This is a genomic window from Pseudomonas sp. NPDC088885 (assembly GCF_044750025.1).
In the GTDB taxonomy this organism is placed as follows: Bacteria; Pseudomonadota; Gammaproteobacteria; order Pseudomonadales; family Pseudomonadaceae; genus Aquipseudomonas; species Aquipseudomonas rustica.
Genome location: NZ_JBIVJB010000010.1, coordinates 56,281 through 77,186, shown reverse-complemented (window position 1 = coordinate 77,186; position 20,906 = coordinate 56,281). Strand labels below are relative to the sequence as shown.

The following is a 20,906-nucleotide window of genomic DNA, read 5'->3' as shown; positions in this document are numbered from 1 at the left end:
TTATTTATCCTCCAGCAAGTGGGTGGCGAAGTCGTTGCGCAAAGCGTCGATGCCGTCCAGGCGATCGGCGAGGTTGTCAGTGCGCAGTGTCAGGCAGGCGATCAGCGCCTCGACCTGGGCCAGCGCCGGCACCATGGTGTCGAACGGCGAGGCTGATTCGACCGGGGCGCTGATGATCAAGTCGGCCAGTTCGCGCAGCGGCGAGGCATAAATGTCGGTGAACAGCACCACCCGTGCGTTGTTGGTTTTCGCAGCGGTGGCCACGCGCAGCGCTTGCGTTTGATAGCGGCGATAGTCGAACAGCAGGACGACGTCCTGACGTTGCAGGTCGAACAGCCTGTCGGGCAATTGCGCGTTGTCTTCCAGCGCAAAGCAGCCGGGGCGCAGCAGACGCAAGTGATTGAGCAGGTAAGTCGCCATCAGGCTGCTGAAACGGCCGCCAAAGCAATACACCTGATGCCGCGCGTCGAGCAGCCAGTCGGTCAGGATGCGCACGTCTTCGGGTTGGGTCAGCGATTGGGTTTCGACCAGCAATCGATGGCTGTCGGCCAGGTAATGGCTCCAGGCGTCGTCCTTGTTTTGCTGTGCGCGAGGCTGCAACAGCGTGCGCGGTGAGCGCAGGCGATGATCCATGTCGCTGAGGAGGGCGTCCTGGAATTCGGCGTAACTGCCAAACCCGAGTTTTTTCACCAGACGGACGATGGTCGGATCACTGACGCCGGCATGATCGGCCAGACGTGCCATCGGCCCCAGACCATTGCGCGGGTACTGATCGAGCAAGGCGCGAACGACTTTGCGCTCCGACGGCGTAAGATCCAGGCCGGGATCGGTGATCAGGTCTCTGAGAGGAGGCATCCGGGCTCCTGCTGGATGGGTTTGTCGAATTTGCTTCACAATTCGCCAAAACAGTATTTATGTAACTGAGGTTACATGTCTAGCGAATTTTTCGTGGGTTGGCCAAGCTGTGAAACAGGTACGAAACGCCCGTGTAACAGGGTCTACGCGGTGGTCGACTGGGCTTGTAGTCCATTGCCCATTGTTGTGTCAGACATTACCGATATTTGCTGACGCGGATCATCAATGCCTGAACAGCGAGTTGCCCGCTAAGCCCCTGTTTACGGCACAATTGCCGCCCGCGAAGATTGCATTAGTCCATTTCAGACCCTTCGAGTGAGTGATCCCTTGTGCAAACCACCCGGTTGACTCTGATTTGCCATGCTCGAACCGTCGCACAGAAATTGGCGTGTTTTCCTACAAACGAGTCTGTTGAAAATCCGCTGGCGGCGTCCGACTTGCTGGCTGATCGATATGCCACGGCGTCCCGTGTGCTGTGTGGCCCGGAATTGCGTACACAACAGACCGCTGCGTGGTTTGGCGCAAACGCGCAGATCGACGAGGCACTGCGCGATTGCGATTGGGGTCGCTGGCACGGTCAGTCGATCAAGGAGCTGCAACATAAGGAAGGCGAAGCGCTGCAAGCCTGGCTGGCAGACCCGAGTGCCGCACCGCATGGCGGCGAATCGGTGGTTAAGGTCTCTGTGCGCGTGGCGAAATGGCTGGACGAATTGAAAGCGACGCCTGGCCATATCGTCGCGGTGACTCACCCCTACATCGTGCGCGCGGCGCTGATGCAGGTGGTGCAGGGCGCAGCCTTCAACGCGATAGACGTCGAACCGCTGGCGGCGGTCGAATTACGATTTAACGGTATCTGGCGTTTGCGTTTGCCGGGTATTGATCTTGAGGAAAGATTTTGATGAAACAACTATTGGTCATCGGCATCGGCGCCGGCAATCCCGACTACCTCACCATGCAAGCGGTGAAAGCGCTGAATCAGGTCGACGTGTTCTTCCTGATGGACAAGGGCCAGAGCAAGGACAAGCTGATCGACCTGCGCCGGGAGATCTGCGATCGCTATATCACCGATCCCGAGTATCGCTTCGCCGAAGCGCATTGCCCGGAACGCGAGCGTGGCGACGTCGATTACACCTCGGCAGTGGTGGATTTGAACCAGGCCAAGCAGCAGACCTTCGAGCGGATGATCAACGAAGAATTATCCGACGGCCAATGTGGCGGTTTCCTCGTCTGGGGCGATCCGGCGTTGTACGACAGCACCGTGCGTATTCTGCAATCGATTCTGGCCGAGGGCCGCTGCGAGTTCGAGTTTAAGGTGATTCCGGGGATCACCAGCGTTCAGGCGCTGGCGGCGCAGCACAAAGTGCCGTTGAACACCATCGGGCGCTCCATCGAAATCACCACCGGCCGGCGTTTGGCGGCGGGGAAGGTGAGTGACACGGACAGTCTGGTGGTGATGCTCGACGCGGAAGATTCCTACCATCATGTGGCGGATCCGCAGACGCAGATATATTGGGGCGCCTACCTGGGCACGCCGGATGAGATTTTGATCAGCGGCAAGTTGGGGGAAGTGGCTGACGAGATAGAGCGCGTGCGCAAGGCGGCGCGGGCTGAGCATGGGTGGATTATGGATACCTATTTGTTACGGAAGCCTTAGGTCTTCGCTGGTCGGGCGGGCCTCTTCGCGGGCAAGCCTTGCTCCTACAAGGATCACCGCGATCCCTTGTAGGAGCAAGGCTTGCCCGCGAAGGCATATTCAAAAACACCTCAAGAACTGGCATTGACCCCATGCCCAAACCGCTCCCGATACACCGACGGCGGCACCCCGACCACGCTGCGAAACGCCACGCGAAAACTCTCCACCGAGCGATACCCGCAGCGCAACGCAATCTGATCGGTATTGTGCGGCGTACTCTCAAGCAACTCCCGCGCCCGCGCGAGTCGTTCATGCTGCAACCACGCCTTCGGCGACTGCCCACTGGCCTCGGTAAAACGCCGCAGAAACGTGCGCTCACTCATCGCCGCTTCGCTGGCCAGATCACGCACTTCCAGCGGCTCATGCAAACGCTCGCGCGCCCATTGCATCACCCGTGACAAATCATTGCGCGGCGTTGCGCTGACCGGCGTTGGAATGAATTGCGCCTGACCACCGGTGCGCTGCGGCGACATCACCAATCTTCTCGCCACCGAATTGGCGACCTGAGTACCAAAGTCCCGCGCCACCAGATGGAGGCAGGCATCGATTCCCGCTGCACTGCCCGCCGAAGTGATCAACTGGCCGGAGTCGACGTAAAGCACATCCGGGTCGACGTCGATCGCCGGAAAGTGCTGCGCCAGTTCCGCGGTGTAGCGCCAATGCGTGGTGGCGCCGTGGCCGTCGAGCAAGCCAGTGGCCGCCAGCACAAACACGCCAGAGCAGATCGACAGCAGTCGCGCACCGCGTGCGTGAGCCTGACGCAACGCCTCGATCAGGGCCGGCGGCACCGCGGCATTGCGATCGCGCCAACCGGGAATGATGATGGTGCGCGCCTCGGCGAGCAGCTCCAGGCCACCATCGGCCAGCACTTGAATCCCGCCCATTGCACGCATCGGGCCTTGATCGACGGCGGCAATCGCGTGCTCGTACCACGGGAATTCGAACTCCGGCCGCGCCAGTCCGAAAATCTCCACGGCGATGCCGAACTCGAAGGTACAGAGGCCGTCGTAGGCCAGAATCGCGACCAGTCCTGGTGAAGTAGGCATTTGGCGGAAAATTCCCGGTGAGTGTCTTGTGCGCCACTGTAGCGATTTGCGCCGGCTCGATAAAGTCTGTTCACACCCCATCAGACGTAGGAGCAATACCCATGACCAGCCTGGTTCGCGACATTCCTGCCGCCCCGTCGGCGATTGCCTTGATGCATTTCAGCAACCGTCTGACCTTCGAAACCGATTGTTCCGACGTGTTCAGCAGCCAGGAGGCGGGGCAGATCGATTTTGTGCTGGTCGACGTGCGTGGGCCGCTGGCTTTTGAGCGCGGGCATGTGCCGGGCGCGATCAACATGCCGACACGGCTGCTGACGGCTCAGGGTTTGGCGGGCTACCCGAGCAACACATTGTTTGTGGTGTATTGCGCCGGCCCGCATTGCAACGGCGCCAACAAAGCCGCAGTGAAACTGGCGGCGTTGGGTTATCCGGTCAAGGAAATGATCGGCGGCGTGACGGGTTGGCTGGATGAGGGCTTTGCACTAAACGTGGCGCAACCCGCCAACACCCCCATCAACTGCGCCTGCTGAATCATTCAGTGTAGGAGCTGCCGAAGGCTGCGATCTTTTGATCTTGCTTCTAAAAAAACCAGATCAAAAGATCGCAGCCTGCGGCAGCTCCTACACGGGGATTTGTGAGATTTCTGCTCTGAAAAAGGACTTGTCCTACAGCCTCCGCACCACGACGGCGCAGCCTTTGACCTCGGTCAATCGACTCGCTGATCTTCTGTAAGTATTTGTCGCTTAAACACAATTTACCCTGTGCGCGCCGCCATAGACTGCCGGCCTCTTCGGTTTTTGCTGCTAAATGGCCATGACCGAACGCTGAATCGAAAGCTGCCAATAAAAGCCTCCGCACACAGGAGTTATAAATGAAGAAGCTAGTGATGTTCGGTGCCCTGGCACTGTCGATGTTGTCCCTGACCGCTGTGGCCGAAGACGCCAAACCGATCCGCATCGGTATCGAAGCCGGTTACCCGCCATTCTCGATGAAAACCCCTGACGGCAAACTCACCGGTTTCGACGTGGACATCGGCGATGCGCTGTGCGCGCAGATGAAAGTCAAATGTACGTGGGTTGAGCAAGAGTTCGATGGCCTGATCCCGGCGCTGAAAGTGAAGAAGATTGACGCGATTCTGTCGTCGATGACCATCACCGACGACCGCAAGAAGAACGTCGATTTCACCATCAAGTACTACCACACCCCGGCCCGCTTCGTGATGAAGGAAGGCTCCGGCGTCAAAGACCCTCTAACTGAGCTCAAAGGCAAGAAAGTCGGCGTGCTGCGTGCCAGTACTCATGACCGTTACGCCACTGAAGTGCTGGTGCCAGCCGGGATCGATCTGGTGCGTTACGGCTCGCAGCAGGAAGCCAACCTCGACATCGTCTCTGGTCGTCTCGACGCCATGCTGGCCGACTCGGTCAACCTCAGCGACGGTTTCCTGAAAACCGATGCCGGCAAAGGTTTTGAATTCGTTGGCCCGACCTACGAAGACGCCAAGTACTTCGGCGGCGGCGCTGGCATTGCCGTGCGCAAGGGCGATACCGCCCTGGCTGAGCAATTCAACAAAGCCATCACCGAAATCCGCGCCAATGGCGAGTACAAGAAAGTCCAGGACAAGTACTTCGACTTTGATGTTTACGGTCATTAATACGCCGTAAGAAAAAAGTGGCCCCGTTTGCGCGGTGGCCACTTTTTTTGCGCGTTCTTTTTGCGGTGCAAGACCCCTGTGGGAGCGGGCTTGCTCGCGAAAGCGGTTTAACATTCAGCATCACTGTTGTCTGATACACCGCCTTCGCGAGCAAGCCCGCTCCCACAGGGGATTTTCGCCGTTCAAATATTCAGGAGTTACCCATGCAACGCATCGACCATGTTCTGCCCTGGAGCCACTTGGGCAGCGAGCGCTCCCTCAGCGTGTTTCGCTACGGCGCCGGCACCCGCAAGGTGTACATCCAGGCCAGCCTGCACGCCGATGAACTGCCGGGCATGCGCACCGCGTGGGAACTCAAGCAACGTCTCAACCAACTTGAGCAAGAAGGTCGACTGCAAGGCGTGATCGAACTGGTACCGGTGGCCAACCCGATCGGGCTCGACCAGCATCTGCAAGGTGCTCACATGGGCCGCTTCGAACTGGGCAGCGGCAAGAATTTCAACCGCGCGTTCGTTGAACTGAGCGCGCCGGTCGCGGCGATGATCGGCGAGCGTCTTGGCGCCGATGCCGAGGCCAACGTCGCGCTGATCCGTCAGACGATGCTTCAGGTGTTCGATGAGCTGCCAGCCCCGGCTTCGCAATTGGAAGCGATGCATCGCTTGCTGCTGCGTCATGCTTGCGATGCCGACATCACCCTCGATCTGCATTGTGATTTTGATGCTGCGATTCACCTATATGCGTTGCCGCAACACTGGCCGCAGTGGCAATCGTTGGCCGCACGGTTGAAGGCGGGGGTGGCGTTGTTGTGTGAGGACTCCGGCGGCAGCTCTTTCGACGAATCATGTTCGACACCTTGGCTGCGTTTGGCCCGGGCCTTCCCGGACGCGGCGATTCCCGCTGCGAACCTTGCGACCACGCTGGAGCTGGGCAGCATGGGCGACACCCGCGTCGACCAGGCCCAAGCCAATTGCGAGGCGATTCTGGGTTTCCTTGCCGAGCAGGGTTTCATCAGCGGCGAATGGCCGGCCGCGCCGAGCGAGTGTTGCGAAGGCCTGCCGTTTGAAGGCACCGAATATCTGTTTGCGCCGCATCACGGTGTGGTGAGTTTCCTGCGCAATGCGGGTGAATGGGTGGAGAAGGGCGATGCGCTGTTTGAGGTGGTGGATCCGTTGCAGGATCGCGTGACCACCGTATGCGCCGGCACCAGTGGCGTGTTGTTTGCGATTGATCGCGGGCGTTATACGGAGCCTGGGATTTGGCAGGCGAAAGTGGCGGGGCGGGTAGCGTTTCGTACCGGGAAGCTGACTAACGACTGAGGGATCTTCGCTGGATTCAGGGGCCCTTTCGCGAGCAAGCCCGCTCCCACATTTGGAATGCGTACCCCTGTGGGAGCGGGCTTGCCCGCGAAGGCGCCATCAACAACACCACTGAATTTCGATCCCTCACCGAGGAATGTTAGGCTCCCCCCCGAACCCGACACTCTGTGAAGGAAGGCTCTATGTTGAAGGCGTTTGCTCTGTTGACTCTCTTGGCGTCCACCGCCGTTCAGGCTCAAACCACGCTGCAATCCGATCTGCCGCTCAAGTACATCGAACAGGTTCACGCTGACGCCGAGCCGCGTCCGCTGGTGATTTTCCTGCACGGTTACGGCAGTAACGAAGCCGATCTGATCGGCATGAAATTCCAATTGCCAGCGCAGTACAACTACCTGTCAGTGCAGGCTCCGTTGTCGTTGGGCGAAGGACGTTATCAATGGTTTCGCAAGAAAGGCGAAGGTGCCTACAACGGCGAGACCGATGATCTGAAGGTCAGCGGCCAGAAACTGCGGGATTTTGTCGCGCAAGCGGCGAAGAAATATCATACCACCCCGGACAAGGTGTACCTGATCGGTTTCAGTCAGGGCGCGATGATGACCTACGAAGTGGGCTTGCGACCGCCGGCAGCTGTTGGCGGTATCGCGGCGTTGAGCGGGCGCTTGTTGCCGGTGTTAAAAACCGAGCTAAAGGCCGAACAACAACCGCTGCCGCTGAGCATCTTCATCGGCCACGGTACTGCCGATGATCGCGTGCCGTACCACGACGGCACCGAAGCCAAAGCCATGCTGGAGAAGCTCGACTACAAACCGCAATTCCATGCCTATCCCGGCGTTGGCCACAGCATCAGTGCGGCCGAACTGCGGGATCTGAACGGCTGGTTGCAGCAGCTCAATCCTTGAGGATGGTCTTGATCAGCTTGTCGTGGCCGGCCTTGTCGCTGACCCGGGAAATCACCTGAACCAGCGCCATGTGCGTGCCGGAGCCGGCCATCAACGTGGTGTTGAGGGTCTGGCCGCCGCCTTGAGTGGCGGTGCTGTCGACCTGACGCAGGCCGAGGCCGGTGCCTTTCTGCGTCAGACTTTTCTCGCTGAGCTTGTTGAAGTCCGGCAGCGCCTTACGCTGAGCGTCGATGAAGTCCGACACGGTGCCGTCGAGGAACGCGCTGTCGTTGTCCTTGACGTTGTTGCCTTCGGGAATCAGGTTTTCGGCGGCGATGACCACGGTTTTCGTGGCCTGGTTGGTGTACATCGTGCCCTTGGCGCCCGTCGGGCTGGTCGGCAACGGGTCGGCCACGAAGCCTTTGGGCAGGACGAAGGTGAACTTGCCATCGAGCATCGAGACTTTCTCAGCGCTGGCGGTTTCTTTGGCCTTGGCCGCTTGAGCGTTGATGGCGCCGAGGCCGGCGACTGCCGCGAGTAAAAGGACAACGGCTTTTTTGCTCAACAGTGACATTCGAATCTCCAAGGGATGGTCGCGCTTAGGCGGGCGATCATCCCATGCAGAGGCCTGGCACTCCAGCCCGGCTCGTCTGAACCCGCCTCCTGAGGTCGGGTATGCACCTTGTGGCGAGGGGATTTATCCCCGCTGGCGTGCGCAGCGCGCCCATCTTTTTTACGACTGCAGCGCAGCCGAACGGGGATAAATCCCCTCACCACAGGGACAGTTTCAACTTTGAGGTTGGGGAGTTTTAGAAGGAGGCTGTTTTGCCAGCAGCTTGCGGGTAACTCCAAGCATCGCCACCGAAACCGCCACACCCACCGCAAACCCACTCAAGCCCATGCTCGGCAACGTCAGCGCCGACACCAGACAAAACGCCGAAAACGAATACATCCCCGTTGCCGTCGCGCGCAGCAATGCCGCTGTAAACGCCGGCCCGCGCGTCTGCTGGGAAAACACCGCCATCACACTGCCAAGCACCGGGAACACCGCGAGCAAACCGCTCCAGCGTTCACCGACGGTGCTGGCAAGCATCGTCACCACCAGCGTCAACGCCGCGCCAGCGATCATCCGCCAGATCAATTTGTCCGACTTCGGTGCCGTACCCTTCAGCACTGGTTGCACATCCGGAAACAGATAAGGCGAGGCGAGCAGGGCAACCGCTGCGGCCACCACCGAAAACGGCAGCGACGGTGGAATCAGCGACAGCACCAGCGCCAACACAGCCCAGACCGTCATCGATATCGCCAGCGCCCATGGCCAGTTCGCCCGTTGCGCGACCTGCGCATAGGTAATGCAGAAAGCGATCATCGCGAACATTGCCGACAACGCCGCCACCGCCGAATGTGCGGCAAATTGCGGCCCCTGTTCGATGGCGAGGAAAAACAGTATCGGCCCGACCACCACCGGCAACCCCGACAGCCACCCGGCCACGCTCGGCCCCCAGCGCTTGCCCGCCAAAGAAATCAGCAAGAGAAAACCGGGAATCAGCAGCAGTTTGAGGATCAGCACGCAGGTGGCTCCGTCGAGTGAGAGACGCTCACGTTAGCATCGACGAACGCGGATTGCTGCATCGTTGTACAAAAATTGTATACAAAGTGCCTTGCTGGATAGCCGACTATGCTCTGACTATCAGGGCTTGCCGGAGTCGATGCCGCGATGAACAGGACACCGAAGGTGTTACGTGGATGCTGCGGCATAGGCTTGTGGGCCTTGTTGCTCACGCCGACCTGGGCCAATTGGCAGGACGCCGTGCCCGGTGCGCAAATCATCGGCACCGGTGATTTCAGTGTGTTCGGTTTCGATGTCTACAACGCGCGATTGTGGAGTGCCGCGCGACCGCTGGCGGACGGTCAGCCCTTCGCGCTGGAACTGATCTACCGCCGCACCATCTCTCGGGATGACTTGGTCAAAGCCAGTGTCGACGAAATCAAACGTCTCGGAGGGCCCAGCGTCAGCCCTGCACAGCTTGCCGGTTGGCAGATTCAGATGCAGCAATCCTTCGTCGATGTGCAGGCCGGCACGCGGATCACCGGTGTGTACTTGCCGGGGCAGGGCGCGCGGTTTTTTGTCGGGCAACAGTTGCAGCATGAGGTCGATGATCCGCAGTTCGCCCGGGCGTTTTTCGACATCTGGCTGGATCCGCGCACACGCAGTCCCGAATTGCGCGAGCAATTGTTGGGCGTGAGTCGATGAAGATCAAAAGATCGCACCTGTAGGAGCTGCCGCAGGCTGCGATCTTTTGATCTTCAACGTAACCGCTGAAACGTCTAAGCTGCGTCTTTCCGACTTGTTTCTGGATGTGTGCGTGAAATTCAGTGTGCCCAAAATCGCCACCGCGCCGTTTTGCCCGCCGGAAGTGGCCGGCAGTGTCGCGGTCGACCTCAACGCCCCCTTCTTCAAACGCGTACTGCGTTTCGCCGGCCCCGGTCTATTGGTGTCGATCGGCTACATGGATCCGGGCAACTGGGCGACTGCGATCGAAGCCGGTTCGCGCTTCGGCTACAGCCTGTTGTTCGTGGTGTTGCTGGCGAGTCTGGCGGGCATGGTTGTGCAATGTTTGTGTTCGCGGCTGGGCATCGCCACCGGCCGCGATCTGGCGCAATTGTCCCGCGAACGCTACAGCACGCCGACCGCACGCTTGCAGTGGATATTGGCGGAGATTTCTATCATCGCCACCGACCTCGCCGAAGTGCTCGGATGCGCACTGGCGTTTCACCTGCTGCTCGGTTGTTCGCTGACCTTCGGCATCGCCCTGACCGCGTTCGACACGCTGCTGGTGCTGGCCCTGCAGAACCGTGGATTTCGCCGACTGGAAGCGATCATGCTGGTGCTGGTTGCGACCATTGGCGTGTGTTTCTTCGTGGAGCTGGTGCTGATCAAACCGTACTGGCCTGACGTTTTCCAAGGCTTCAAACCGTCGCTGTCGGCGATCAGTGATGCAGCGCCGCTGTACCTGGCGATCGGCATACTCGGCGCGACGGTGATGCCGCATAACCTCTACCTGCACACCTCGATCGTGCAGACGCGGATGATCGGCAAGGATCTGGCGAGCAAGCAGGACGCGGTGAAACTGGCGCGCATCGACACCATTGGTTCGCTGGCGCTGGCGTTGCTGGTCAACGCGGCGATTCTGATTCTCGCGGCAGCGGCGTTTCACCAGTCCGGACATACCGACGTGGTCGACATTCAGGACGCCTATCACTTGCTCGACCCGCTGGTCGGTGGCGCGCTGGCCAGTGTGCTGTTCGGCGTGGCGTTGCTGGCGTCCGGGCAGAGTTCAACCTTCACCGGCACCATCGCCGGGCAGGTGATCATGGAGGGTTATCTCAATCTGCGGATTCCGTGCTGGCAGCGGCGCTTGATCACGCGCGGGCTGGCGCTGATTCCGGCGTTTATTGGCGTGTGGTTGATGGGCGATAACGCGGTGGGGAAACTGTTGGTGATGAGTCAGGTGGTGCTGAGTTTGCAGCTGCCGTTTGCGCTGTATCCGCTGATTCGCATGACCAATGACAAACAGCTGATGGGGCCGTTTGTGAATCGGTGGCCGACAAGGGTGTTGGCGTGGGGAGTGTTTGTGGTGATCAGTGGCGCGAATGCCTGGTTGATTCTGCAATTGGCTGGCTGATCAGAAATTTGTAGTGGCTGGCCTGGCCCTTTCGCGAGCAAGCCCGCTCCCACAGTGGTTGGTGTTATTCACAAATATTGTGTACACCCACCAACCCTGTGGGAGCGGGCTTGCTCGCGAAGGGGCCTTCAAGGTCAGCGTATAAAATCCAGACAAAAAAAGACCCGGTGCAACCAAAGCTGCACCGGGTTTTTTGTTGCCAGCAACCAACGGATGTCGTGGATCCGCCGCCTGCCGTTGAACTCTTGCTTACACGCGTTCCAGCGCCAGCGCCACGCCTTGACCGCCGCCAATGCACAAGGTCGCCAGACCCTTTTTCGCATCACGCTTGATCATTTCATGCAGCAGCGTCACCAGCACGCGGCAGCCCGATGCGCCGATCGGGTGACCCAGCGCGATGGCACCGCCGTTGACGTTGACCTTGCTCAGATCCCATTGCAGATCCTTGGCCACCGCCAGCGACTGTGCAGCGAACGCTTCGTTGGCCTCGATCAGGTCGAGCTGGTCGATGTTCCAGCCAGCCTTGTCCAGGCAGCGGCGAGTCGCCGATACCGGGCCGATGCCCATGATCGCCGGGTCTACACCTGCGTTGGCGTAAGCAGCGATTTTCGCCAGTACTGGCAAACCCAAGGCTTTGGCTTTTTCCGCGCTCATCAGGATCACAGCGGCAGCACCGTCGTTCAGCGACGAAGCGTTGCCGGCGGTAACGCTGCCGTCCTTTTTGAACGCCGGACGCAGTTTCGCCAGCGATTCAGCGGTGGTGTCGCCGCGTGGCTGCTCGTCGACCTTGAACGCCAGCGGATCGCCTTTGCGCTGTGGAATCAGGATCGGCGTGATTTCATCGACAAAGCGACCGGCCTCAATGGCGGCGGCAGCTTTTTGCTGGGAAGCGGCAGCAAAGGCGTCCTGCTGCTCGCGGCTGATCTCGTACTTGTCGACGAGGTTCTCGGCAGTGATGCCCATGTGGTAATCGTTGAACGCATCCCACAGACCATCGCTGATCATGGTGTCGACGATTTGCGCGTGGCCCATGCGCAGACCGGTGCGGGCGCCCGGAATTACATAGTTGGACAGGCTCATGTTTTCCTGGCCGCCGGCGATGATCACGTCCGCGTCGCCGCAACGGATCGCTTGCGCGCCGAGGTGCAGGGCTTTGAGGCCCGAACCGCAGACTTTGTTCAGGGTCAGCGCCGGTACCGCGTGTGGCAGGCCAGCCTTGATCGCCGACTGACGCGCGGGGTTTTGACCTGCGCCGGCGGTCAACACCTGGCCCATGATCACTTCATCAACCTGCGCACCGTCCAGACCGGTTTGTTCGAGCAACTGGCGGATCACCGCCGCGCCCAGATCCACCGCAGAAACGCTGGCCAGGGCACCCTGGAAACTGCCGATCGCGGTACGCGTGGCGGCAACAATGACGACGTCTTGCATTTTCGAATTCCTCACTCGGCAGCGAACTGCATTTCCGGTACGTGATCCGGGACGATCAGTTTACCAGCGGTTTTGGCGACGATTTCCTCAACGCTGACGCCAGGTGCGCGTTCCTTGAGGACAAAAGCGCCATTTTCGATTTCCAGATAGGCGAGGTCGGTCAGTACGCGCTTGATGCAGCCGGCGCCGGTCAGCGGCAGGCTGCATTTGGACAGCAGCTTGGACTCACCATCTTTCGATGCGTGGGTCATGATCACGATGATGTTGTCGGCGCCCGCCACCAGATCCATCGCGCCGCCCATGCCCTTGACCAGTTTGCCGGGGATCATCCACGAAGCGATGTTGCCCTCGACGTCGACTTCGAACGCGCCGAGCACGGTCAGGTCGACGTGGCCACCGCGGATCATCGCGAAGGATTCGGCGGAGTTGAAAATCGACGCGCCGATGCGTGCCGTCACGGTCTGTTTGCCGGCGTTGATCATGTCGGCGTCGATGGTTTCTTCAGTCGGAAACGGGCCCATGCCGAGCAGGCCGTTTTCCGATTGCAGCATGACTTCCATGCCTTCAGGAATGTAGTTGGCGACCAGGGTCGGAATGCCGATGCCGAGGTTCACGTAAAAGCCGTCCTGCATTTCGCGGGCGACGCGCTGAGCCATTTGTTCGCGGGAAAGTGCCATGTTGTTATTCTCCGTCAGCCTGAATTATTTGCGGATGGTGCGCTGTTCGATGCGTTTTTCGAACGTGCCGCAAATGACCCGATCGACGTAGATGCCCGGGGTGTGAATCTGCGTCGGATCCAGCTCGCCGGGTTCGACGATTTCTTCGACTTCAACCACGGTGATCTTGCCGGCGGTGGCGGCCAGCGGGTTGAAGTTCTGCGCGGTGTGACGGTAAACGACGTTACCGAAATGGTCGGCTTTCCAGCCTTTGACGATGGCGAAGTCGCCGGTGATGGACTCTTCCATCAGGTACTTGCGACCCTTGAACTCACGCACTTCCTTGCCATCGGCAACTGGAGTGCCGACTCCCGTGGCGGTGAAGAAGGCCGGAATGCCGGCGCCGCCCGCGCGCATTTTTTCAGCGAGGGTGCCTTGCGGGGTCAGGATGACTTCGATTTCGCCTTTGAGCAGTTGCTCTTCGAACAGCTTGTTTTCGCCGACGTAGGAGGCGATCACTTTGCTGATCTGGCGATCGGTGAGCAGCACGCCGAGGCCGAAACCGTCGACGCCGCAGTTATTGGAAACGACGGTGAGGTCGCGGGTGCCCTTGCGTTTGATCTCGGCGATCAGGTTTTCCGGAATGCCGCACAGACCAAAGCCGCCGGCGATGACGGTCATGCCGTCCTCAAGCCCGGCCAGGGCTTCCTCGTAGGAATTCACGCGCTTGTCGAAACCTGCCATATGCACCTCTTTTATTATTTGCGGGCGGCTGGCTAGCCGAATGGTTGGAGTGTCGCGCTGGGAGATATATTTGTTAAGTTGATTTTTAAGGATGATTGATTGATAAAGCTCAATAATCGCCACGTTATGGCTGATCGTTCCCACGCTCCGCGTGGTAGCGCCTCCATGGACGCTCCGCGTCCAGTGACGCAGAGCGTCACGGGCTGCATTCCCACGCGGAGCGAGGGAACGATCATGCATCAGGCTTCATGCTCAGAGGTTTTATTATGACCATTAAGCAGATCCGCGCCTTTCTCGCCGTGGCGCAGAGCCTCAGTTTCGCGGTGGCCTGCGAGCGGCTGCACCTGTCGCAATCGGCGTTGAGCCTGACCATCAAGGCCTTGGAAGAAGGTTTGGGCGGGCGCCTGTTCAGCCGCAACACCCGCAACGTCGCGCTGACCCCGGAGGGTGAATCGCTGCTGCCACTGGCGCGACGGCTGATCGCCGACTGGGACAACGCCGAAGACGAAATGCGCCAGCGCTTCAGCCTGCAACGCGGGCGCGTGACGCTGGCGGCGATGCCGTCGTTTGCCGGCAACTTGCTGCCGCCGATCCTCAAGACGTTTCGTGCGCGATATCCGAACGTCAACGTCACGGTCAACGACGTGATCAACGAGCAAGTGCTGGAGATGGTGCGTGATCGTCAGGTCGAGTTGGGTGTAGCGTTCGAGCCGATGCAGAACACCTCGATGACGTTCACGCCGCTGTATATGGATCGCTTCGTCGCCGTGGTGCCGAAGGATTCGCCGCTGGCCGGGCGTACCGAGATCGATTGGCAGACATTGTTGCAGGAGCCGTTCATTACCTTGCAGCGGCCGTCGACGGTGCGGGTGATGCTTGAAGAGCACTTGCAGGCGCGCGGGATGAAATTGCCGGTGGAGTTTGAGAGTCATCAACTGGCGACGGTGGGCCGCATGGTGGCCAGTGGGTTGGGAGTGAGCGCGGTGCCGGCGTTGTGTGCCGAGCAGATGCAGGAACTGGGTGCGCATTGCCTGACGTTGATTGATTCGGTTGAGCGGGCGATTGGTGTGCTGACGGAACCGGGGAATGAACGCTCGGCGGCGGCGCAGGCGTTGTTCGATATTCTCCAACAGGAAAACTATGCCTGAAACGCATCCCGTGTAGGAGCTGCCGAAGGCTGCGATCTTTTGATCTTTAAGACAAAATCAAAAGATCGCAGCCTTCGGCAGCTCCTACAGGGGTGTGTCAGTGAAGGGGATTTTGGCTGACAGGACGCTTTCGCGAGCAAGCCCGCACACAGGGGGAAATGCGGTGTCAGGGAGTCAGGTTTTGTGTAAGCAGGGGCAAAACCTGTTCGCAAGACGCTTCGATTTTCAGATCGAGCAAATCATCCGCCCGCGTTTTGCCCAGGTTAATCGCAATCAACGGCTTGCCCCGATCCGCGATCACCCGGCACAAGCGAAACGCCGAATACGCCATCAACGACGAACCCACCACCAACAAACCCGCAGCACTTTCCGCTGCGGCCATCGCCCGTGCCGCCGTATGTGCCGCGACGTTTTCGCCGAAAAACACCACATCCGGTTTCAGCCGTTCGCTGTCGCAATGCGGGCAGCGCGGCGATTGAAAGCGTGCTTCGAACGCCGGGTCGAGCAGGGTATCGCCATCGGGTGCCTGTACCGCATCGACGCCGGCCAGGTACGGGTTCTGCGCTTCCATCACCTGCTGAATGGCATCGCGTTCGCTGCGCTGGGCGCAATCCAGACACAACACTCGGTGCAGGCTGCCGTGCAGTTCGATGACATCGTGACTGCCGGCCTGATCGTGCAGGGTGTCGACGTTTTGCGTGATCAGTCCGCTGATTCGCCCGTGGCTCTGCAACGTGGCCAAGGCCTCATGCGCAGGATTCGGCCGCGCCTGACGCACTCGCGGCCAACCCAGCATCGCCCGCGCCCAGTAGCGGCGGCGTGATTCCGGCGCAGCGAGGAACTCCTGATACATCATCGGCTGCCGACCCCGACGCACGCCGTCGCTGTCGCGGTAATCGGGGATGCCCGAAGGCGTGCTGATGCCGGCGCCGGTCAGTACCAGAAAATCGCCATCGGCCATCGCCTGTTGCAGCGTGTCGAGGTGTTCGCGGGTCGGGCTGTCGAGCATGGCAAGCGCTCCGAAGGCTGGAGGATGACATGCAGGTTAGCACTGACTTTTCTGGCCGGGTTATTTACGCGCCTCCAGTATCAGGTTGAACGGTGTCTGTGTGGCGCGGCGAAAATGCTTGAAACCTGCCTCGGTAAATACTTTGCGCAAACGCAATTCCCCAGCCTGCGCACCGAGACCCAAACCCACCTCCTGCGACAACGAATTCGGCGTGCAAATGAACGTCGACGCCGCGTAAAACAACCGCCCGACCGGATTGATGTTGTCGTCCAGCGTATCGTTGGCGAATGGCTCGACCAGCAGCACCGTGCCGTCATCCTTCAACGAATCGTAGGCATGCCGCGCAGCACCGACCGGGTCGCCCATGTCGTGCAGGCAGTCGAAATAGCAGATCAGGTCATAGTCATTGCCCGGATAACTTTTCGCGGTGCCCTGAAAAAACGTCGCCCGACTGCTGACGCCACCTTCTTCAGCGCGCTGAGTGGCGACGGTAATCGACGGCGCGTGGTAGTCGAAACCGACAAAACGAGAATTGGGAAACGCCTGCGCCATGATCACCGTCGAGGCGCCGTGTCCGCAGCCGACATCAGCAACTTTGGCGCCGGCCTCCAGTTTGGCGACCACGCCATCCAGTGCCGGCAACCACTCGGCGATCAGGTGACCCTTATAGCCAGGCCGAAAGAACCGTTCGGTGCCGGTGAACATGCACGGATGGTGATCGCCCCAGGGCAGGGCGCCGTTGCCGCGCATGGCTTTGACCAGTTTGTCTTTGTCGTGGAAAAACGACGCCACCACGCCCAGTCCGCCGGCGACGTATACCGGCGAATCCTCCACGGCCAGCGCCAGTGCCTGTTCTTCCGGCAAGCGGAATTGGCCGTCGAGGTGCTCCATGTAGCCGGACGCCGCGTGGGCGCTGAGCCATTCGCGCACCAGACGCGGGTTGCAGGTGGTTTTTGCGGCGAGGGCTTCGGGGCTGATTGGTTGGCTGTCGGCCATCGCCCGGTACAACCCGAGCTCTTCGCCGACGATGACATTGGCCAGCATCGCCGCGCCGCCCATGTCGTTGACCAGTTTGCCCATGAAGTCGTTGAGTCGGGCCTCGTCCATTGTGTGTGCTCCTGAAACAGGATCACAGTCCGGCGGCGTTGACGGTCGAGGCATGCGCCACCGGGCGGTGGTCGGGGATTCGGGCAGGGCGTTCGCTGCGCCCTGCGGCCCCCTCGACTGGGTATAAATGAGTGTAGGAGCTGTCGAGTGAAACGAGGCTGCGATCTTTTGATTTTGATGCTGATTTTTAAGATCAAAAGATCGCAGCCTCGTTTCACTCGTCAGCTCCTACAGGGGAAGGGGTGTGTTTTAGAGGTCGCGGGCCATCAGCGCGTGTTCACTGTCCCACGCGCGGAAGCGTTCCATCACTTGCCAGCCGCGTTTGGCGTAGTAGTCCTGCTTGGATTGCGTGTGCAGGTACAAGCGCGCAAACCCGCAGTCCTTCGCCTCCTGACAAATCCCGTCAATCAAACGCTCTGCCAAGCCTTGCCCGCGCGCCTCGGGGCTGACGAAAACACAGGCCAGCCACGGGCCGAGATCCGGCCGATGGGCCAGATCATCGCGGGCCAACGCCGCGCCGCCGACCAGCCGTTCGCCGTCCAGAGCAATCAGGCACGACCATTCACCGTTGCTTTGCCCTTGAGCAAATTCACGCTGCCAATCGGCCAGTGGTTGATGCGCATATTCGTAGTGAAATTGCTGATGAATCCATTCGGCATAGCGGTCGCTGTGTTGCATGTGATGTGCGAGCCAATCGATTTGCAGTGACATCGGTCGAGTCCGTTCCAGAGGCGGTCGTGCATCAAAAACCAATCCACCGCCGCTGGCAATCCCGAGGCTGTTGCAGCGGCTTTACAGATTTCCACCATTCATCGGCAAAGCAGCGGTTTTGACGGGTTGCCGGACGATTGGCCGGGACGCCAGGCAGACGCGGCGCGATAGTGATTGAGCGGGGTCACTGCCGGCCCGGTTACCCATGTCCATAACAAGAACGCAGCGGAGCTCGAATTCATGACTGCACCGATTGATCTGACTGCCTTGAAAGAACGCCAGAAGGTCGCCTGGGCCAGTGGCGACTACGCCGTGATCGGCACCACCCTGCAAATCGTCGGGGAAAACCTCGCCGAAGCCTGTGATCTGCGTTGCGATGAAGAGGTGCTGGACGTCGCGGCCGGCAACGGCAATGCCACGCTGGCGGCGGCGCGGCGTGGCGCATTGGTGACGTCCACCGATTACGTCGCAGCGCTGCTGGAACGTGGACAGGATCGGGCGCGCGCCGAACATCTCGACGTGACCTTCCAAGTCGCTGACGCTGAGGATCTGCCGTTCGAAGATGAGAGTTACGACGCAGTGCTGTCGACGTTCGGCGTGATGTTTGCGCCGGATCAGGACAAAGCGGCCGCTGAGCTGGGTCGGGTCTGTCGCCGAGGTGGACGGATCGGCCTGGCCAACTGGACGCCGGAAGGTTTCGTCGGCCAGATGTTCAAAACCCTCGGCCGGCATCTGCCGCCCCCAGCGATCGCCCAGCCACCGTCGAACTGGGGCACGGAAGCGTGGCTGCATGAGCATTTCGATGATCATGATTTTGTCGTGCAGGTAACACGCCGCGAGTTCAATTTCCGCTATCGCTCGGCGGCACACTTCATCGATATCTTCCGGCACTGGTACGGGCCGGTGCACAAGGCGTTCGCCGCGCTGCCGCCGGAGAGTGGGCAGGCGCTGGAAAGTGATCTGGCGGATTTGCTCAATCGTATGAATCGAGCAGGAGAGGGTTCGCTGGTTGTGCCGAGTGAGTATCTGGAGGTGGTGATCAGCAAACGCTAGACTTATTTGTTAGATCAACGCAGGCCATGTGGGAGCGAGCCTGCTCGCGAAAGCGGACTGTCAGTTAAATAGTTCTTTGCTGACATATCGCTTTCGCGAGCAGGCTCGCTCCCACAGGGTTTGGTGTTGGGTTTAAGGTGCTACTTCTGATGCGCCCGATCAAACCATTCCAGCGCCGTGCGCCAAATGCAGATCCCCAGAAAGTACGCCGACATCAGCAACCACAACCCCATCACCAACGGGTTGATCACCGGGTGATTGAGCACCAGCGACAAGCTGCACAGCAGCCAGATCGCCGTCACCGCAATGTTGATCGGCATAAACCGGCGCACACGGAACGGATGCAAAAACTTCATCCGAGTCACCGTCAACAGCGCCAGCCCGATCACCGTCAAAAACGTGATCCAAGGCCCAGGGCCGATGATGTACAAACACAATGCAACCACATTCCACGCTGCCGGAAACCCGACAAAGTAGTTGTCCTTGCTCTTCATATTGACGTTGCAGAAGCAGAACAGTGACGACACCAGAATCAGCGACACAGTCAGCAGCAGGGTGTAATCCGGCAGCGGGATGTAGCGATAGATGAACAGCGCCGGGATAAACACGTAGGTCAGGTAATCGATCACCAGATCAAGGATCGAGCCGTCGAAACTCGGCAGCACCGATTGCACATTAACCTTGCGCGCGAGGGCGCCGTCGAGGCCGTCGACGATCAGCGCCACGCCCAGCCACATCAGGCAGTGGGTCGGCTGGTTTTCCAGCAGGGCGAGGGTGGCAAGAAAAGCAGTGACCACGCCGGTCGCGGTAAAACCATGGGCGCCCCATGCTTTGAGCCTGGCGATGTGTACGGTCGATATCACGGGGGCGTTCTCCAGAAAGTGAAGCAAGCCGGGTATCACCCTTGAGTGGCAAGGGCGCCGGCAAACCGGGTCGGGGTTGCAGCTATCGACCGGTCTGGCCGGGATAAGGTTCACCACCCTTGAATCTTAGCTGGCCGATGGAAAAATTCCCGGGACAAACCGGCGAGGGCCTTGAGTGTCGGCCAAACGGTGCTGGCGCAATGGCCGCAGGGGTCTAGAGTTGCCAGACGCAGTCACTGCCAATGTCTGAGGATGACGCCATGAACACCACTGATTTACTCGAACAACTGCTGCGAGGCCAAGCCTCGGCGGGACAACAAAGTAACGCCCCGGCCGGTGGCGGTCTGGGCGGGCTAGGGGGCTTGCTGGGTGGTCTGCTTGGTGGCGGCTCGGGCGCGGCCAGCGCTGGTGGATCGGCGGGAGGCCTCGGTGGACTGGGCGGTTTGCTCGGTGGACTGCTCGGAGGTGGTGCGGCTGGCGGTGGTGGGTTGGGCGGCGCCTTGGGTGGCGGCACGCAAAGTCGTTCCGGCGGCGGCACCAATTACGCGGCACTGGCATCGCTGGGGATGATGGCGTACCAGGCGTATCAAGCCTGGCAACGCAGCCAGGCCAGCGCGGCGCCACAACAGATTCCACAAACGGCCAACCTGCTCGCCGGCCCGGACGTCGAAGAACACAGCCACGCGGTGCTGCGCGCCTTGATCGCAGCGGCCAAGGCCGACGGGCGTATCGATGAATCGGAAAAACACCTGATCAGCGCAGAAATCGGCAAGCACACCGACGATCCACAATTGCAGCAATGGCTCGACGCCGAAGTCGCCAAACCGCTGGACGCCAGTGAAGTTGCGCAGTCGGCAAACGGTGACCCCGCCATCGCGGCCGAAATGTATTTGTCCAGCGTGTTGCTGGTGGATGACCAGCAGGATGCCGAACGCAGCTATCTGGATGAACTGGCAGCAGCATTGCAGATCGATCCGGATTTGCAGGTGCATCTCGAGCAACAGGCCAAAGGGCAGGCGTAAGCCAGCGTCAAAAGATCGCAGCACATTGGGTGTATTT

Annotated in this window: 22 protein-coding genes; 11 read left to right on the top strand and 11 right to left on the bottom strand. The window is 60.0% G+C overall.

Going from position 1 to position 20,906, the window contains the following annotated elements; genetic code table 11:
* Window positions 1-855: a MurR/RpiR family transcriptional regulator gene (locus ACIP1X_RS08100; RefSeq protein ID WP_159812478.1), complete on the bottom strand. Its 855-nt coding sequence runs from the start codon at window positions 853-855 to the stop codon at window positions 1-3.
* A 329-nt stretch (window positions 856-1,184) separates the two neighbouring features.
* Here ACIP1X_RS08100 and ACIP1X_RS08095 point away from each other — a divergent pair, with 329 nt between their 5' ends.
* Together ACIP1X_RS08095 and cobF are read left to right on the top strand one after the other, a co-directional pair.
* Entirely contained in the window at window positions 1,185-1,754 is a 570-nt protein-coding gene (locus ACIP1X_RS08095) for a histidine phosphatase family protein (RefSeq protein ID WP_400750955.1), read from the top strand.
* Window positions 1,754-2,509: a precorrin-6A synthase (deacetylating) gene (gene cobF, locus ACIP1X_RS08090; RefSeq protein ID WP_400750952.1), complete on the top strand. Its 756-nt coding sequence runs from the start codon at window positions 1,754-1,756 to the stop codon at window positions 2,507-2,509. The genes ACIP1X_RS08095 and cobF overlap by 1 nt, the downstream gene beginning before the upstream one ends.
* A gap of 110 nt (window positions 2,510-2,619) precedes the next feature.
* On the opposite strand, the gene ftrA is transcribed toward cobF, so the two are convergent.
* Entirely contained in the window at window positions 2,620-3,594 is a 975-nt protein-coding gene (gene ftrA / locus ACIP1X_RS08085; protein WP_400750949.1) for a transcriptional regulator FtrA, read from the bottom strand.
* 101 nt (window positions 3,595-3,695) lie between these two features.
* Between ftrA and ACIP1X_RS08080 the strand changes: the two genes are divergently transcribed.
* From ACIP1X_RS08080 to ACIP1X_RS08065, 4 genes are all read left to right on the top strand, one after another.
* Complete coding sequence (locus tag ACIP1X_RS08080) at window positions 3,696-4,124, top strand: rhodanese-like domain-containing protein (protein WP_400750946.1); 429 nt, start codon at window positions 3,696-3,698, stop codon at window positions 4,122-4,124.
* A 341-nt stretch (window positions 4,125-4,465) separates the two neighbouring features.
* A complete protein-coding gene (locus tag ACIP1X_RS08075) occupies window positions 4,466-5,245 on the top strand; it encodes an ABC transporter substrate-binding protein (RefSeq protein WP_053119245.1) in 780 nt (259 codons plus the stop codon).
* A 203-nt stretch (window positions 5,246-5,448) separates the two neighbouring features.
* Entirely contained in the window at window positions 5,449-6,561 is a 1,113-nt protein-coding gene (locus ACIP1X_RS08070; protein WP_400750943.1) for a succinylglutamate desuccinylase/aspartoacylase family protein, read from the top strand.
* A 182-nt stretch (window positions 6,562-6,743) separates the two neighbouring features.
* Complete coding sequence (locus ACIP1X_RS08065; protein WP_400647741.1) at window positions 6,744-7,460, top strand: alpha/beta hydrolase; 717 nt, start codon at window positions 6,744-6,746, stop codon at window positions 7,458-7,460.
* Here ACIP1X_RS08065 and ACIP1X_RS08060 read toward each other — a convergent pair.
* Both ACIP1X_RS08060 and ACIP1X_RS08055 read right to left on the bottom strand, forming a co-directional pair.
* The gene (locus ACIP1X_RS08060; protein ID WP_400750941.1) at window positions 7,450-8,013 is read right to left on the bottom strand and encodes a hypothetical protein; all 564 of its coding nucleotides are present in this window, start codon (window positions 8,011-8,013) and stop codon (window positions 7,450-7,452) included. The two genes, ACIP1X_RS08065 and ACIP1X_RS08060, sit on opposite strands and share 11 nt — an antisense overlap.
* Window positions 8,014-8,226: 213 nt before the next feature.
* On the bottom strand, window positions 8,227-9,009 hold the full coding sequence (locus tag ACIP1X_RS08055) for a hypothetical protein (protein WP_400750938.1): 783 nt from the start codon (window positions 9,007-9,009) through the stop codon (window positions 8,227-8,229).
* Window positions 9,010-9,156: 147 nt separating this feature from the next.
* Here ACIP1X_RS08055 and ACIP1X_RS08050 point away from each other — a divergent pair, with 147 nt between their 5' ends.
* A complete protein-coding gene (locus ACIP1X_RS08050; RefSeq protein WP_400750936.1) occupies window positions 9,157-9,693 on the top strand; it encodes a chalcone isomerase family protein in 537 nt (178 codons plus the stop codon).
* A 112-nt stretch (window positions 9,694-9,805) separates the two neighbouring features.
* Window positions 9,806-11,125, top strand: coding sequence for an Nramp family divalent metal transporter (locus ACIP1X_RS08045; RefSeq protein ID WP_400750933.1), 1,320 nt, complete (start codon window positions 9,806-9,808; stop codon window positions 11,123-11,125).
* A gap of 249 nt (window positions 11,126-11,374) precedes the next feature.
* Here ACIP1X_RS08045 and ACIP1X_RS08040 read toward each other — a convergent pair whose 3' ends face one another.
* From ACIP1X_RS08040 to ACIP1X_RS08030, 3 genes are read right to left on the bottom strand one after another with little or no spacing between them, the layout of a single operon-like run.
* Complete coding sequence (locus ACIP1X_RS08040) at window positions 11,375-12,556, bottom strand: acetyl-CoA C-acetyltransferase (RefSeq protein ID WP_400750930.1); 1,182 nt, start codon at window positions 12,554-12,556, stop codon at window positions 11,375-11,377.
* Between the two features lie 11 nt (window positions 12,557-12,567).
* On the bottom strand, window positions 12,568-13,233 hold the full coding sequence (locus ACIP1X_RS08035) for a CoA transferase subunit B (protein ID WP_008082425.1): 666 nt from the start codon (window positions 13,231-13,233) through the stop codon (window positions 12,568-12,570).
* Window positions 13,234-13,257: 24 nt separating this feature from the next.
* On the bottom strand, window positions 13,258-13,956 hold the full coding sequence (locus ACIP1X_RS08030; RefSeq protein ID WP_400750927.1) for a CoA transferase subunit A: 699 nt from the start codon (window positions 13,954-13,956) through the stop codon (window positions 13,258-13,260).
* Between the two features lie 266 nt (window positions 13,957-14,222).
* Between ACIP1X_RS08030 and ACIP1X_RS08025 the strand changes: the two genes are divergently transcribed.
* On the top strand, window positions 14,223-15,104 hold the full coding sequence (locus ACIP1X_RS08025; protein ID WP_053119265.1) for a LysR family transcriptional regulator: 882 nt from the start codon (window positions 14,223-14,225) through the stop codon (window positions 15,102-15,104).
* A gap of 166 nt (window positions 15,105-15,270) precedes the next feature.
* On the opposite strand, the gene ACIP1X_RS08020 is transcribed toward ACIP1X_RS08025, so the two are convergent.
* From ACIP1X_RS08020 to ACIP1X_RS08010, 3 genes are all read right to left on the bottom strand, one after another.
* Window positions 15,271-16,113, bottom strand: coding sequence for an NAD-dependent protein deacetylase (locus ACIP1X_RS08020; RefSeq protein ID WP_212545987.1), 843 nt, complete (start codon window positions 16,111-16,113; stop codon window positions 15,271-15,273).
* A 60-nt stretch (window positions 16,114-16,173) separates the two neighbouring features.
* Window positions 16,174-17,220 carry a class I SAM-dependent methyltransferase gene (locus ACIP1X_RS08015; protein WP_212545986.1) on the bottom strand — a complete coding sequence of 349 codons (1,047 nt, stop codon included), beginning with the start codon at window positions 17,218-17,220 and terminating at the stop codon, window positions 16,174-16,176.
* A 249-nt stretch (window positions 17,221-17,469) separates the two neighbouring features.
* Complete coding sequence (locus ACIP1X_RS08010; RefSeq protein ID WP_400750923.1) at window positions 17,470-17,931, bottom strand: GNAT family N-acetyltransferase; 462 nt, start codon at window positions 17,929-17,931, stop codon at window positions 17,470-17,472.
* A 240-nt stretch (window positions 17,932-18,171) separates the two neighbouring features.
* Here ACIP1X_RS08010 and ACIP1X_RS08005 point away from each other — a divergent pair, with 240 nt between their 5' ends.
* On the top strand, window positions 18,172-18,984 hold the full coding sequence (locus tag ACIP1X_RS08005) for a class I SAM-dependent methyltransferase (protein ID WP_400647723.1): 813 nt from the start codon (window positions 18,172-18,174) through the stop codon (window positions 18,982-18,984).
* A 140-nt stretch (window positions 18,985-19,124) separates the two neighbouring features.
* Here ACIP1X_RS08005 and pcsA read toward each other — a convergent pair whose 3' ends face one another.
* Window positions 19,125-19,847 carry a phosphatidylcholine synthase gene (gene pcsA / locus ACIP1X_RS08000; RefSeq protein WP_053119275.1) on the bottom strand — a complete coding sequence of 241 codons (723 nt, stop codon included), beginning with the start codon at window positions 19,845-19,847 and terminating at the stop codon, window positions 19,125-19,127.
* A 260-nt stretch (window positions 19,848-20,107) separates the two neighbouring features.
* On the opposite strand from pcsA, the gene ACIP1X_RS07995 reads away from it, so the two are divergent.
* Window positions 20,108-20,869 (top strand): tellurite resistance TerB family protein, encoded by a 762-nt coding sequence (locus ACIP1X_RS07995; RefSeq protein ID WP_400750920.1) that lies wholly within the window; start codon window positions 20,108-20,110, stop codon window positions 20,867-20,869.
* Window positions 20,870-20,906 lie beyond the last annotated feature (37 nt).

What these genes read in the sequence shown, in the direction of transcription:
- ACIP1X_RS08100 (WP_159812478.1), bottom strand. Translation starts at nt 855, where the DNA reads ATGCCTCCTCTCAGAGACCTGATCACCGATCCCGGCCTGGATCTTACG.
- cobF (WP_400750952.1), top strand. Translation starts at nt 1,754, where the DNA reads ATGAAACAACTATTGGTCATCGGCATCGGCGCCGGCAATCCCGACTAC.
- ftrA (WP_400750949.1), bottom strand. Translation starts at nt 3,594, where the DNA reads ATGCCTACTTCACCAGGACTGGTCGCGATTCTGGCCTACGACGGCCTC.
- ACIP1X_RS08080 (WP_400750946.1), top strand. Translation starts at nt 3,696, where the DNA reads ATGACCAGCCTGGTTCGCGACATTCCTGCCGCCCCGTCGGCGATTGCC.
- ACIP1X_RS08075 (WP_053119245.1), top strand. Translation starts at nt 4,466, where the DNA reads ATGAAGAAGCTAGTGATGTTCGGTGCCCTGGCACTGTCGATGTTGTCC.
- ACIP1X_RS08070 (WP_400750943.1), top strand. Translation starts at nt 5,449, where the DNA reads ATGCAACGCATCGACCATGTTCTGCCCTGGAGCCACTTGGGCAGCGAG.
- ACIP1X_RS08065 (WP_400647741.1), top strand. Translation starts at nt 6,744, where the DNA reads ATGTTGAAGGCGTTTGCTCTGTTGACTCTCTTGGCGTCCACCGCCGTT.
- ACIP1X_RS08060 (WP_400750941.1), bottom strand. Translation starts at nt 8,013, where the DNA reads ATGTCACTGTTGAGCAAAAAAGCCGTTGTCCTTTTACTCGCGGCAGTC.
- ACIP1X_RS08050 (WP_400750936.1), top strand. Translation starts at nt 9,157, where the DNA reads ATGAACAGGACACCGAAGGTGTTACGTGGATGCTGCGGCATAGGCTTG.
- ACIP1X_RS08040 (WP_400750930.1), bottom strand. Translation starts at nt 12,556, where the DNA reads ATGCAAGACGTCGTCATTGTTGCCGCCACGCGTACCGCGATCGGCAGT.
- ACIP1X_RS08035 (WP_008082425.1), bottom strand. Translation starts at nt 13,233, where the DNA reads ATGGCACTTTCCCGCGAACAAATGGCTCAGCGCGTCGCCCGCGAAATG.
- ACIP1X_RS08030 (WP_400750927.1), bottom strand. Translation starts at nt 13,956, where the DNA reads ATGGCAGGTTTCGACAAGCGCGTGAATTCCTACGAGGAAGCCCTGGCC.
- ACIP1X_RS08025 (WP_053119265.1), top strand. Translation starts at nt 14,223, where the DNA reads ATGACCATTAAGCAGATCCGCGCCTTTCTCGCCGTGGCGCAGAGCCTC.
- ACIP1X_RS08020 (WP_212545987.1), bottom strand. Translation starts at nt 16,113, where the DNA reads ATGCTCGACAGCCCGACCCGCGAACACCTCGACACGCTGCAACAGGCG.
- ACIP1X_RS08015 (WP_212545986.1), bottom strand. Translation starts at nt 17,220, where the DNA reads ATGGACGAGGCCCGACTCAACGACTTCATGGGCAAACTGGTCAACGAC.
- ACIP1X_RS08010 (WP_400750923.1), bottom strand. Translation starts at nt 17,931, where the DNA reads ATGTCACTGCAAATCGATTGGCTCGCACATCACATGCAACACAGCGAC.
- ACIP1X_RS08005 (WP_400647723.1), top strand. Translation starts at nt 18,172, where the DNA reads ATGACTGCACCGATTGATCTGACTGCCTTGAAAGAACGCCAGAAGGTC.
- ACIP1X_RS07995 (WP_400750920.1), top strand. Translation starts at nt 20,108, where the DNA reads ATGAACACCACTGATTTACTCGAACAACTGCTGCGAGGCCAAGCCTCG.